The organism is Terrabacter aerolatus, assembly GCF_007991735.1.
GTDB classification, from domain to species: Bacteria; Actinomycetota; Actinomycetes; order Actinomycetales; family Dermatophilaceae; genus Terrabacter; species Terrabacter aerolatus.
In genome coordinates, this window is sequence record NZ_BJYX01000007.1 from 120,806 (window position 1) to 133,127 (window position 12,322).

The window sequence follows — 12,322 nt, forward strand, 5'->3', positions numbered from 1 at the left end:
CCCGATGAACCTCACACTGCGCGGACCCGCCCTCGTCGACGACGCCGTGCTGCCCGACGTCCTCGTCCGCGTCGAGGGCGAGCGCATCACCGCCCTCACCCCTCTCACCGCGGGCGCGGAGCCCCCACAGGGCGCCGACGCGGCCGAGCGCGTGAGCGGGACGATGGTGCCGGCATACGTCGACGTCCACTGCCACGGCGGCGGCGGGACGGCCTTCACCGACCTGCGCGAGGACGCCGCGGTCGCGGCCGCCGAGCACCACCACCGCGCCGGGTCGACGAGCCTCCTCGCGAGCCTCGTCACGATGAGCCCGCGCGACCTCGAACGGGGCGTCGCGATGCTCGCCGAGCTCGCCGACGACGGCGTCGTCGACGGCATCCACCTCGAGGGCCCGTGGCTCGCCGAGGCGCGCTGCGGCGCCCACGACCCCACCCTGCTGCGCGACCCGGCGCTCGCCGAGGTCGAGCGCCTCATCGCCCTGGGCCGCGGCCACATCCGGCAGATGACGCTCGCCCCTGAGCGCACGCACGGGCTCGACCTCGTCCGCTGGCTCACCTCGGCCGGCATCCATGCCGCGATCGGCCACACGACCGCCACCTACGCCCAGGTCGAGGAGGCCGTCGCGGCCGGAGCCGACCTCGGCACGCACCTCTTCAACGGCATGGACCCCATGCACCACCGCAACCCGGGCGCCGTCGCGGCACTGATGCGTTCGGCTGCCAGGGGAGCCGTGACCGTCGAGCTCATCGCCGACGGGGCGCACCTGGCCGACGACACGGTGCGCACCGTCCTCGACCTCGTCGGCGTCGACCACGTCGCCTTCGTCTCCGACGCCATGGCTGCCGCCGGGGTGGGCGACGGAAGCTACGTCCTCGGCGGCCTCTCGGTCGTCGTCGACGACGGCGTCGCGCGCCTCGCGCGCGACCCGGACGGCACGACGCCGGGCTCGATCGCCGGCGGCACGAGCCACGTCGCCGACATCGTCGCCCGGGTCGTCGCCGGCGGCGTCCCGATGGCGTATGCCGTCCGCCCCGCCACACGCACCCCGGCCCGCGCACTCGGGCTGGCCGACCGGGGCTCGCTCGCGGCCGGGTCACGGGCCGACCTCGTCGTCGTCGACGACGCCGTCCACCCGACCCGGGTCATGAGACGAGGGCGGTGGCTGGACCCGGTGCTGCCCTAGGCTCGGCCGGTGACTTCTCCCCGCTGGTCCACCGCCGTCTTCGACCTCGACGGCACGCTGGCCGACACGATCAACCTCATCGTCGAGTCGTACCAGCACGCGTTCCGCACCATCCTCGGCCACGAGGAGGACCCGGACGTGATCCGTTCGTGGATCGGACGGCCGCTCATCGGCGCCTTCCGCGACCACTCGCCCGAGCACGCCGACGAGCTCTACGCGACGTACCTGACGTGGAACGCCGACAACACCGAGCGGCTCATCCGGGGCTACGACGGCGTGGTGGAGGTCCTCGGCGACCTGCGCGCCGCCGGCGTCCACGTCGGGGTCGCCACGTCCAAGCGGCGCGAGTCGGCCCAGCAGGCCATGGACATCCTCGGGATCAGCGAGCACGTCGACGTCCTCGTCGCCATGGAGGACACCGAGCGGCACAAGCCGGACCCCACGCCGCTGCTGCTCGCCCTCGACCGGATGGGCCGCGGCTCCAACGACGCCGTCTACGTCGGGGACGCCGTCGTCGACGTGCTCGCAGGCAAGGCCGCGGGCATGGACACCGTGGCGGTCACGTGGGGCGCCGGACAGCCGGACGCCCTCCACGGGGTGCGCCCGACGGTCGTCGCCTCGACGGCCGACGAGCTGCGTACCGCCCTCCTCGGCTGACCACCCGCCCCACCCGTCACGCGACCGGCCGACGGTCGAAGGCACCGGGTCGCAGGGCCTAGCATCTGTGCGTGCACAGCTTCGACAAGGACGCCGACCACGTCGCCGTCGACAAGGTCCTCAGCTACGCCCGCGAACGGCTCCTCATGGACCCGATCCCGCTCGACGGGGCGCAGACGGAGGACTACCTGCAGTCGGCCGCCGGCCAGACCATCACCCCCGAGGGTCTCGGCTCGACGCGGGCCATGGAGCTCTTCGAGCACACCCTCGCGCCGGCCTGCCTCTCCACCGACCACCCGCGCTACCTCTCCTTCATCCCGTGCGCGCCGACGCGTGAGGCCGCGGCCTTCGACGTCGTCGTCGGCGCCTCGTCGATCTACGGCGGCTCGTGGATGGAGGGAGCCGGCGCGGTCTACGCCGAGAACCAGGCGCTGCGCTGGATCAGCGACCTCGCGGGCCTGCCCGAGTCGGCCGGAGGCGTCTTCGTGCCCGGCGGCACGGTGGGCAACCTGTCGGCGCTCGTCGTGGCACGGCATACGGCCCGGGCGAAGGCCAGGCAGGCGGGCACCGGCGCGCGTCCCTATCGGATCGCCGCCACCGACAACGCCCACTCGTCCGTCGTCTCGATGGCGGCGGTCATGGACGCCGAAGTCTGCGGGGTGCACGTCGACGACCAGCTGCGCCTCACGGGTGACGAGCTGCGCAAGACCTTGGAGGAGAACGGGCCCGAGACCTTCTTCGCTGTCGTCGCGACGAGCGGCACGACGAACTTCGGTGTCGTCGACGACCTCGCGTCGGTCGCCGAGGTGTGCCGAGAGTACGGCCTCTGGCTCCACGTCGACGGCGCCTACGGCGGCGCCGGGCTCGCCGCGCCCTCGGTGCGTTACCTCTTCGACGGCATCGAGCACGCCGACTCGTTCATCGTCGACCCGCACAAGTGGCTCTTCGCGCCCTTCGACTGCTGCGCCCTCATCTACCGCGAGCCCGAGCTCGCGCGGCTGGCCCACACCCAGGAGGCGGGCTACCTCGACGTCATCACGAAGTCGGCCGAGTGGAACCCGACCGACTACTCGATCGGCCTGACGCGCCGGGCCCGCGGTCTTCCGCTCTGGTACTCCCTCGCCGTCCACGGCACCGACGCCTACGTCGAGGCCATCGAGAGCACGCTCGAGGTGACGCGGTTCGCCGCCGACGAGATCGGACGGCGCGACTACCTCGAGGCGGTGCGCGAGCCCGACCTCTCGGTCGTCGTCTTCCGGCGGCTCGGCTGGGGCCCGGAGGACTACCAGGCCTGGACCGACCGGCTGCTGGGGGAGGAGTTCGCCTTCGTCGTGCCGACGACCTTCCGCGGGGAGACGCTGACGCGCTTCGCCATCGTCAACCCGCACACGACGAAGGAGGACGTCAACGCCATCCTCGACACGATGGCCTGACGCGGGGTCGACGCCGGCCTGATGCGAGGTCCAGCCGGGGCCACGGATGGGTCTGGAGGGGCTGGTGTGACCGGTGTTCCACCCGTTACCAAGCCGGCCCCGACGACATGCCGCGCCACGCCGCAGCTGAATGACACCCTTGTCATTTCGGTCTAGGGTGTGACCGGAGCCAACGCACGACGCGAGACGCAGCACGACTGCAGCGAGACGGGGACATGAGCACAGAACACGCCACGGCGCAGCCGCACCGCCACGAGTCCGAGGACGGCCTCAGCGCGCGCGACCTCGAGATCCTGGCGTTCGAGCGCCAGTGGTGGAAGTACGCCGGCTCCAAGGAGCAGGCCATCAAGGAGCTCTTCGACATGAGCTCCACGCGCTACTACCAGGTGCTCAACGCCCTCCTCGACAGCCCGGAGGCCCTCGAGGCCGACCCGATGCTCATCAAGCGTCTGCGCCGCATGCGCGCGAGCCGCCAGCGGGCGCGCACCACCCGCCGCCTCGGCATCAACGTCTGAGCCGTCCCACCTGCTGAGCTCCACCCTGAGCCGCCCTGCGCGTCCGCCCGGCCGGTCCCGCCGGGTTGCGCGCCGTTCGAGCGCCCCCGTGGTTCACTTCCCTCATGGCCGAGGTGACGATCCGTCGCGCGTCGGCTGACGACGCCCTCATCGTGGCCGCGCTGCACCTGCAGTTCGCCCGCGAGCTCGGTATGCCGTCCGAGCCGGGCTACCTCGACCGTTTCGTCGACGCGTGGCTGGCCGAGCGTCCCGACCGCCCGACGTGGATCGCCGAGAGCCGCGGCGAGCACGCCGGCATCCTCGAGACCCGCCGCATCCGCGCGCTGCCCTGGCCCGGCCGCAAGGACGTGTCGTGGCTGCACGTCGGGGGCCTCTTCGTGGCTCCCGGCTGCCGCGACCGCGGGGTCGGTCGCGCGCTGACCGAGGCGATGATCGAGTGGTCGCGCACCACCGACGTGAAGTGGATCCGCCTCAACGCCCCGGACGACCGCGCCCAGGAGTTCTACGAGCGGCTCGGCTTCAGCTCGCCCGGCCGGCTCATGGAGTTCGACCTCCGAGACCCGCAGTGACCGGTGCCGGGCCGACGCCCGGGCCGACCAACTCCCTCGTCGACGTCGCCGGCGTGCGCGTCGGTCACTGGACGCGCGACGAGCCGGGCTGGCTCACCGGCGTCACCGTCGTCGCCGCGCCGCCCAGCGGAGCCGTGGCCGGGGTCGACGTGCGCGGCGGAGGGCCCGGCACCCGCGAGACCGACGTGCTCGACCCCCGCAACCTCGTCGACCGGGTCCACGCCGTCGTGCTCGCTGGGGGCTCGGCCTTCGGTCTCGCGGCCGCCGACGGGGTCATGGACGGTCTGCTCGACGACGGGATCGGGTGGCCCGTGGGCGAGTCGGGGCAGGTGGTGCCCATCGTCCCGGCTGCGATCCTCTACGACCTGGGACGGGGTGGCACCTGGGGTCACCGTCCGCGCGCCGAGGACGGCAGGGCGGCCTACGCCGCGGCGTCGGCGGACGCCGTGGAGCAGGGCTGCGTGGGGGCCGGCACCGGGGCGAAGGTCGGTGGCTTCAAGGGCGGGATCGGCTCCGCGAGCATCGTGCTCGAGTCGGGCGCGACCGTCGCCGCGCTCGTGGCCGTCAACGCGGTCGGGTCGGCCGTCGACCCCGCCACGGGGATTCCGTATGCCGTGGGCCTGGCTCTCGGGGACGAGCTGGCCCACGTGGGCCGGCCGAGTGCCGTCGAGCTCGAGGCGGCGCGCGCCAGGTTCGAGGCGGAGCCGGCCGGTGCCGGACGGCCGGGTCTCGCCACGACGATCGGCGTCATCGCCACCGACGCCACCCTGACCAAGGCGCAGTGCCAGAAGGCGTCCGGCGTCGGGCACGACGGGCTCGCCCGCGCCCTCAGGCCGGTGCACACGCTCTTCGACGGCGACACCCTCTTCACGCTGGCGACCGGCGAGCGGCCCGCCCCCGACCCCGTCGAGCAGACCCTGCTCATGGAGGCCGGCGCCGACTGCGTCGCCCGGGCGGTCGTCCACGCGCTGCTCGCGGCCACGTCGGTCGACCGCTCGGACGACGGTGGCCTGGCGCTCCGGTCGTGGTCCGACGCCTTCCCGTCCGCGTTGGGGCGCTGAGGCGGGCTCGTCGCGGGCAGCGGCCGGGTGGTCAGGTGGTGGGTGGGGTGAGGTGGTCCCAGCCGCGGCGGAAGGCGGAGTCGAGGTGGTCGAGGGGGTAGGGCAGGCGCGCATCCGGGTCGCGCAGGGCCTCCTCGAGCGAGACACCACCGAGCCGGCGCTCGCGGATGACCGCCGCCACCGAGGCGACCTCGTCGCGCTGGCGCCGCACGAAGTCCTCGTCGACCGGGCGGCCGTGGCCCGGCACCACCACCGTGCGACCGGACACCTCCACGAGGTGCGACGTCAGGGTGTCGGCCCACTCGAGCGGCCAGCAGTCGTCGCCGAACGACGGGTGTGCGCTCTCCTCGACGAGGTCGCCGAGGAACATGACGTCGGTGTCGGGCACGAGCACGGCCACGTCGCCGTCGGTGTGGCCGCGGCCGGCATACGCCATCGTCACGACGCGGTCACCGAGGTCGATGGTCGCGTTGGAGCCGAAGGTCCGGTCGGGACCACGGACGACGGTGGCCATGACCTCGGCGGCGTCGGTCTCGGTGTAGCCGAACTCCGGTGCCGGGCCCGGGTCGGCCCGGAAGGCGGCCTTGATCTGCTCGGCTGCGGTGTGGGTCGTGCGTCCGACGTTGTCGTGCGCGTGCACGATCGCCGTCTCGAACGCGGCGTTGCCGAAGGTGTGGTCGAAGTGGACGTGCGAGCTGATGACGTGACGAACCTCGATGTCGCGGCCCAGACGGCGGATGTCGGCCAGCACCCCGGCGCCCTGCACGTCGCTCGCCCGTGTGTCGACGACGACGGCTCCGTGGCGCCCGAGGACGAGTCCGACGTTGACGTCCCACTGGCGGTAGCGGGCCACGAAGACGCGGTCGGCGACCTCGACGAAGCCGCCCGACGAGAGGTCGTGACCCGCCTCGGACCCGGGCGCGGTCATGCAGGCTGCTGCGGTGTGATCCACGTCTCGACGAGCATGGATCCACCGTAGCGGCCCCGTGCCGGCCCGGTCGCGAACAGGCGCTCGACGCCTGATTCGTCTACGTTGGTGACCCATGTCGACCGAGTACCGCACCTCCGCACCCGGCTCGAAGTCCCGTCGCAAGCTCATGGTCGCGGCAGTTCTCGCAGGCCTGGCCCTGGTCACGACCGGTGCGGTCGCCTACTGGTCCGGACCGAGCTGGAGCGACGAGGCGATGGCCTCCGGCGCCTTCCCGGGGCTGCCCGGAGGGAGCTGGGGCAACACCCCGACCGACGACGGATGGGGGTCGGCCGGCACGTCCAGCGGGTCGTCCACCGGGACCGGCAGCGCGACGGCGGTCCCCGGGGCGCCGGGCACGTCGACGAACGGCCGCCCGACGGGCACCGCCGTGGTCGACCCCGCGTCGGCGCCGAGCTCGGCCCCGACGTCGTCAGTGCCGACGACCGCAGCTCCGGGTCCGTCGCCGACCACGGCCACCCCACCGCCCGCCACCGCGGCCCCGAGCTCCACGGCGCCGCCGAGCCCGACTCCCACGAGCCCGGCTCCGAAGCCCACGCCGACGCACACGAAGCAGCCCAGCCCGACCCCTTCGCCCACGTCGAGCAGCGGCGGCTGCGTCCTGCTGATCTTCTGCCACTAGGCGCCTGCACCCGGTCCACCCCGTGGGTGGCGCGTGGGAGCCTGACGACATGGACTGCGTCTTCTGCTCGATCGTCGCCGGCGACACCCCGGCGGACGTCGTTCTCGACGAGCCGGACCTCGTCGGCTTCCTCGACCGGCGTCCGGTGTTCAAGGGGCACGTGCTTCTCGTGCCGAGGCAGCACGTCGACACCCTGCTCGACCTGCCGGCCGACCTGCACGCGACGCTGCTCGGGGCGACCCAGCGCCTCGCGGCCGCCGTCGTCGCGGCGCTCGGGGCCCAGGGTAGCTTCGTCGCGATGAACAACGTCGTGAGCCAGTCGGTGCCCCACCTGCACGTCCACGTCGTGCCGCGCACCAAGGGCGACGGGCTGCGCGGCTTCTTCTGGCCGCGGACGACGTACGCGTCGGAGCAGGAGTCGGCCGACCACGCCGCCCGGATCGCCGCCGCACTGACGCCGCCCGCCGGCGCCTGAGCCGAGCGGACGGCACCCACCGTCCCGGACGTGCCGGAACGTTTGCACTCTCACCCCGAGAGTGCCAATAATGGCGTTAGCACTCTCGTCATGGGAGTGACAGAAATGGGCCGTATGCCGAGGGGCTGGGTTCGCAGCGACATGAAGCTGGGGAGACCGGTCCCGTCCGTCGCGGGCGTCGTGCGGTCCACCACCAACGTTTCGTGTGGGAGGAACCACCCGAATGGCCAAGACCATTGCTTTTGACGAAGAGGCGCGCCGCGGTCTCGAGCGGGGCATGAACATCCTCGCCGACGCCGTCCGCGTCACGCTCGGCCCGAAGGGCCGCAACGTCGTGCTGGAGAAGAAGTGGGGCGCCCCCACGATCACCAACGACGGTGTCTCCATCGCCAAGGAGATCGAGCTCGACGACCCGTTCGAGAAGATCGGTGCGGAGCTCGTCAAGGAAGTTGCCAAGAAGACCGACGACGTCGCCGGTGACGGCACGACGACGGCCACCGTGCTCGCCCAGGCCATGGTGAAGGAAGGCCTGCGCAACGTGGCCGCCGGCGCCAACCCGATGGCGCTCAAGCGCGGCATCGAGAAGGCCGTCGAGGCCGTCACGGCGCGCCTGCTCGAGCAGGCCAAGGAGATCGAGACCAAGGAGCAGATCGCCTCGACCGCCAGCATCTCGGCGGCCGACGAGGAGATCGGTGCGCTCATCGCCGAGGCGATGGACAAGGTCGGCAAGGAAGGTGTCATCACCGTCGAGGACTCCAACACCATGGGCCTCGAGCTGGAGATGACGGAGGGTATGCGCTTCGACAAGGGCTACATCTCCGCCTACTTCGTCACCGACACCGAGCGCATGGAGGCCGTCCTCGACGACGCCTACGTGCTCGTCGCGAACTCCAAGATCGGCAGCATCAAGGACCTCGTCCCGCTGCTCGAGAAGGTCATGCAGTCCGGCAAGCCGCTGCTGATCATCGCCGAGGACATCGAGGGCGAGGCCCTCGCGACGCTCGTCGTCAACAAGATCAAGGGCACGTTCAAGTCCGTCGCCGTCAAGGCTCCGGGCTTCGGCGACCGCCGCAAGGCCATGCTCACCGACATCGCCATCCTCACCGGTGGCCAGGTCATCTCCGAGGAGGTCGGTCTCAAGCTCGAGAACGCCACCCTCGACCTGCTCGGCAAGGCTCGCAAGGTCGTCGTCACCAAGGACGAGACGACCATCGTCGAGGACGCCGAGGACCGCTCGCAGATCGAGGGCCGCATCGCCCAGATCAAGGCCGAGATCGAGAAGTCGGACTCCGACTACGACCGCGAGAAGCTCCAGGAGCGCCTCGCCAAGCTCGCCGGTGGCGTCGCCGTCATCAAGGCGGGCGCGGCCACCGAGGTCGAGCTCAAGGAGCGCAAGCACCGCATCGAGGACGCCGTCCGCAACGCGAAGGCTGCCGTCGAGGAGGGCATCGTCGCCGGTGGTGGCGTCGCCCTCATCCAGGCTGCCAAGGCGCTCGACGAGCTCGCGCTCGAGGGTGACGAGGCGACCGGTGCCAACATCGTGCGCGTCGCGACCGAGGCCCCGCTCAAGCAGATCGCCATCAACGCCGGTCTCGAGGGTGGAGTCGTCGCGGAGAAGGTGCGCAACCTGCAGGCTGGCCACGGCCTCAACGCCGCGTCGGGTGAGTACGTCGACCTGCTGGCCGCCGGCATCATCGACCCGGTCAAGGTGACGCGCTCGGCGCTGCAGAACGCAGCCTCGATCGCGGCGCTGTTCCTCACGACCGAGGCCGTCATCGCCGACAAGCCCGAGAAGGCCGCTGCGGCCATGCCCGGTGGCGACGACATGGGCGGCATGGGCGGCATGGGCTTCTGAGCCCACCTGCTCGCTGCACCGCTGCTTCGTCGCAGCACTGCACGACACCGTTCGAAGGGCGGCTCCTCCTCACGGGGGAGCCGCCCTTCGGCCTGTGTGCGGGCGCGAGCGAGCTCGGCGGGCTCAGCGCGCGAAGAGGGCGCGGGTCGCGTTCTCGTGCTCGGCGTAGGCCGACGACGCCTTGAGGGTCAGCCGGCCGACGTCGGCCAGCGCCTCGGTCATCTGGGCCTGGATGCGCTGGTAGTCGTGCATGACGCGCTCGAACTCGACCTTCGCCGGGCCCTGCCAGTCGGCGCCCATGCCGGCGAGCCGTCCCCGCAGCTCGGAGGTGCTCGACGTGATGGTGTCGGCGAGCCGGTTGATGTCGGCCGCCGCGGCGGCGATGCGTTCGGTGTCAACGACGGAACGGGACATGGGTCTCCTCCTCGATCGGTGGGCCGACCGGACGGTGGCCACGTGCGTTCGAGGCTAGGTCGGGCCCGGGAGCGGCTGAGGGCGTCATCCACAGGGGAGGGCGCGGCAGGCGTCGTCGGGCTGGCCTAGGCTGCGAGCCATGACCGTGTGGATCGACCAGCCGATCTGGCCCGCCCACGGTCGGCTCTTCGCCCACCTCGTGAGCGACGCCTCCTACGCGGAGCTGCACGTGGTCGCGCGGGCAGCCGGCCTGCACCCGCGCTCGTTCGACGGGGACCACTACGACGTGCCGGAGGGCCGGTGGCAGGACGTCGTCGAGGCGGGTGCCACGCCGACCACGGGTGTCGACCTCGCCCGGCGGCTCAACGCGTCGGGCCTGCGGCTGCGCAAGCGCAAGCGCGACCGTGGCGTGCGGCGCATCCTCGACGTCCCGTTCCCCAACGGTGCCAGCGACGTCGACCTCGTCGCCTCGGACGAGCCGATGGCGCAGGAGCGCGTCATGGCTGCCATGGTCTTCGTGCGCGACCGACGCGGGGACTTCGCCGTCGTGCACAGCGTGCGTCGCGACGAGTGGGGCTCGCCCGGGGGCTGGCGCGAGGCCGACGAGACACCGATCGAGAACGCCGTGCGCGAGACCTTCGAGGAGACCGGGCTGCGGCTACGCCTCGGAGACGTGTTCCCCTGCGGCTACGAACGGTTCACGCCCCGGACCGACGACAACGTCATCGGCTCGTCGCGGCCCTACCTGCAGGTCTTCCGTGCCCGTCTCGAGGACGTGCGGCCCGCCCTCAACGACGGCGACGACGGCATCCACGAGACCCGCTGGGTCACGCCGCAGGAGTATGCCGGGCTGTGCGGGCACCTGTTCTGGTGGGCCCTCGCCGTCGAGGTGTTCCCGGACCTGCGCGACCTCGCCCGCCCCTCCTGAACGCACGTATGCCGCCCACGGCAGTGGACGGCATCCGTGATGTTGAGCTGTGGGTTCGCCTGTCGCGCAGGCGGACCCGGCCGGTCAGCGCTGGTTCGTGAAGGTCAGCGCCACGTCGAGGTCGGCCTCGCGGAGCATCCGCTGGACGGCCTGGAGGTCGTCGCGGGACTTGCTCGAGACGCGCAGCTCGTCGCCCTGGATCTGGCTCTTGACACCCTTGGGGCCCTCGTCACGGATCAGCTTGTTGATCTTCTTCGCGTTCTCCTGGGAGATGCCCTCCTTGAGGGGCGCGTCCAGGTGGTACTCCTTGCCCGAGAGGCGCGGACCCGCCTCGGGGACGTCGAGGTGCTTGAGGCTGACCTTGCGCTTGACGAGGTGGGTCTGCACGACGTCGAGCACTGCGAGGCAGCGCTCCTCGGTGTTCGCCTTCATCTTGATGACCTCGCCGGCGAGGTCGACGGTGGCGCCGACGTTCTTGAAGTCGTAGCGCGTGGCGATCTCCTTGCTGGCGCTGTTGACGGCGTTGGCGATCTCCTGCTTGTCGAACTTGCTGACGATGTCGAACGACGAGTCGGCCATCGGTGGGGTCCTTCCGCATGCTGTTGTCTGGTCCGTCGGGCGGGTGCACGGGCGTCCGGGGACACGGCGAAGGCATCGCCCCGGCCCCGATTTCGGGCCGCGCCCGATCTCTTGCTATCCTTCCAGACGCACCAAGGCAGGTTGTCCGAGCGGCCAATGGAAACGGACTGTAAATCCGTCGCGAGAGCTACGAAGGTTCGAATCCTTCACCTGCCACCCAGTGCTCAGAAGGGCCTCTGACCAGCGGAAACGTCGGTCGGAGGCCCTTCTGCTGCTCGTCCTCGGTGTCCGGCCCCGGATGGCGCCGACGGATGCCGGGTCGTACGTCGTGGACGCGCTGTCGTGCTGACGTCACCGGCCAGAGCACGCGTCAGACACGGCCGGCTCTGAACGAGTCGGTGGCCGGCGGGCGCTCGTGACGCCGTCGCCGGACCAGCGGACCACCTCGAGCGGTCCTTCCTCGGGCGTCGGAGGTTCGAATCGCTCGAAGTACTCCGTTGCTGACTGCTCAGTGAGCGGCCAGTCATCCGCCCACCTGCCATGCCGGTCACCCACTCGGCTCAGGATGGTCTCGAGAGTCGTTGCCAGGTAGACCGTCTCGGGCACGATGGCATGGGGTGCGAGCAGCGCGCGGAACTCATCGCGTTGTCGCCGGAACCAGAAGCCGAAGTCGAGCACGACATCGTCTCCCGCTACGACATGGCGCAGCAGCCGGGCCTTCAGGTCTGCGGCCACCGCGGCCACGACGCGGGTGGAGGGCATCGTCGTGATTCCGCGACTCCAGAACTCCACCTCGAACGACAGACGCGTCCAGCCCTCGCGCTCGAGGCGCTTGGCGTAGGTGCTCTTGCCCGCACCACCCGGGCCGCACATCATCACGACGCGGGGTGCTCGAGTCCTGTTCGGTGTCACCCGACGAAAGCTACGCCGAGCCACCGACGTCGAGGGGTATGACCGGGTCCGCTGTCTGTCTGCAACGGCGTACGGCCTCGGCGATGGCGTGGATGCCGGAGACGAGCTGGCCCTCGGTGAGGTTGCCGAAC

General features: G+C 71.4%; 14 protein-coding genes and 1 tRNA gene. 10 read left to right on the forward strand and 5 right to left on the reverse strand.

Features of this window, described 5'->3' with window-relative positions; genetic code table 11:
- Positions 1 to 4 precede the first annotated feature (4 nt).
- From TAE01_RS08870 to TAE01_RS08895, 6 genes are all read left to right on the forward strand, one after another.
- On the forward strand, positions 5 to 1,183 hold the full coding sequence (locus TAE01_RS08870; RefSeq protein WP_147065529.1) for an N-acetylglucosamine-6-phosphate deacetylase: 1,179 nt from the start codon (positions 5 to 7) through the stop codon (positions 1,181 to 1,183).
- A 9-nt stretch (positions 1,184 to 1,192) separates the two neighbouring features.
- Positions 1,193 to 1,840: an HAD family hydrolase gene (locus TAE01_RS08875; RefSeq protein WP_147065531.1), complete on the forward strand. Its 648-nt coding sequence runs from the start codon at positions 1,193 to 1,195 to the stop codon at positions 1,838 to 1,840.
- Between the two features lie 71 nt (positions 1,841 to 1,911).
- Complete coding sequence (locus tag TAE01_RS08880; protein ID WP_147065532.1) at positions 1,912 to 3,273, forward strand: pyridoxal phosphate-dependent decarboxylase family protein; 1,362 nt, start codon at positions 1,912 to 1,914, stop codon at positions 3,271 to 3,273.
- A gap of 197 nt (positions 3,274 to 3,470) precedes the next feature.
- Positions 3,471 to 3,788, forward strand: a complete 318-nt coding sequence (gene napA / locus TAE01_RS08885; protein WP_486388993.1) for a nucleoid-associated protein NapA — start codon at positions 3,471 to 3,473, stop codon at positions 3,786 to 3,788.
- A 104-nt stretch (positions 3,789 to 3,892) separates the two neighbouring features.
- Positions 3,893 to 4,357 carry a GNAT family N-acetyltransferase gene (locus TAE01_RS08890; RefSeq protein WP_147065535.1) on the forward strand — a complete coding sequence of 155 codons (465 nt, stop codon included), beginning with the start codon at positions 3,893 to 3,895 and terminating at the stop codon, positions 4,355 to 4,357.
- The gene (locus tag TAE01_RS08895) at positions 4,354 to 5,418 is read left to right on the forward strand and encodes a P1 family peptidase (protein WP_147065537.1); all 1,065 of its coding nucleotides are present in this window, start codon (positions 4,354 to 4,356) and stop codon (positions 5,416 to 5,418) included. Before TAE01_RS08890 ends, TAE01_RS08895 begins: the two co-directional genes overlap by 4 nt.
- A gap of 31 nt (positions 5,419 to 5,449) precedes the next feature.
- Here the strand turns inward: TAE01_RS08895 and TAE01_RS08900 are convergent, their stop codons facing one another.
- Complete coding sequence (locus TAE01_RS08900; RefSeq protein ID WP_147065539.1) at positions 5,450 to 6,346, reverse strand: MBL fold metallo-hydrolase; 897 nt, start codon at positions 6,344 to 6,346, stop codon at positions 5,450 to 5,452.
- 222 nt (positions 6,347 to 6,568) lie between these two features.
- On the reverse strand, positions 6,569 to 6,985 hold the full coding sequence (locus tag TAE01_RS08905; protein WP_147065542.1) for a hypothetical protein: 417 nt from the start codon (positions 6,983 to 6,985) through the stop codon (positions 6,569 to 6,571).
- 92 nt (positions 6,986 to 7,077) lie between these two features.
- Here TAE01_RS08905 and TAE01_RS08910 point away from each other — a divergent pair, with 92 nt between their 5' ends.
- Positions 7,078 to 7,503 carry an HIT family protein gene (locus TAE01_RS08910; RefSeq protein ID WP_147065544.1) on the forward strand — a complete coding sequence of 142 codons (426 nt, stop codon included), beginning with the start codon at positions 7,078 to 7,080 and terminating at the stop codon, positions 7,501 to 7,503.
- Between the two features lie 223 nt (positions 7,504 to 7,726).
- Complete coding sequence (gene groL, locus TAE01_RS08915; protein ID WP_147065546.1) at positions 7,727 to 9,358, forward strand: chaperonin GroEL; 1,632 nt, start codon at positions 7,727 to 7,729, stop codon at positions 9,356 to 9,358.
- Positions 9,359 to 9,481: 123 nt separating this feature from the next.
- On the opposite strand, the gene TAE01_RS08920 is transcribed toward groL, so the two are convergent.
- Positions 9,482 to 9,772, reverse strand: a complete 291-nt coding sequence (locus TAE01_RS08920; protein WP_030193707.1) for a WXG100 family type VII secretion target — start codon at positions 9,770 to 9,772, stop codon at positions 9,482 to 9,484.
- A gap of 139 nt (positions 9,773 to 9,911) precedes the next feature.
- On the opposite strand from TAE01_RS08920, the gene TAE01_RS08925 reads away from it, so the two are divergent.
- Complete coding sequence (locus tag TAE01_RS08925) at positions 9,912 to 10,700, forward strand: DUF4031 domain-containing protein (protein WP_147065548.1); 789 nt, start codon at positions 9,912 to 9,914, stop codon at positions 10,698 to 10,700.
- Between the two features lie 84 nt (positions 10,701 to 10,784).
- Here the strand turns inward: TAE01_RS08925 and TAE01_RS08930 are convergent, their stop codons facing one another.
- Entirely contained in the window at positions 10,785 to 11,279 is a 495-nt protein-coding gene (locus TAE01_RS08930) for a YajQ family cyclic di-GMP-binding protein (RefSeq protein WP_147065549.1), read from the reverse strand.
- Between the two features lie 135 nt (positions 11,280 to 11,414).
- On the opposite strand from TAE01_RS08930, the gene TAE01_RS08935 reads away from it, so the two are divergent.
- Positions 11,415 to 11,495 (forward strand) — tRNA-Tyr (locus tag TAE01_RS08935).
- 135 nt (positions 11,496 to 11,630) lie between these two features.
- Here the strand turns inward: TAE01_RS08935 and TAE01_RS08940 are convergent.
- Positions 11,631 to 12,191 carry a P-loop nucleotide/nucleoside kinase family protein gene (locus TAE01_RS08940; protein WP_222594100.1) on the reverse strand — a complete coding sequence of 187 codons (561 nt, stop codon included), beginning with the start codon at positions 12,189 to 12,191 and terminating at the stop codon, positions 11,631 to 11,633.
- Positions 12,192 to 12,322: the final 131 nt, after the last annotated feature.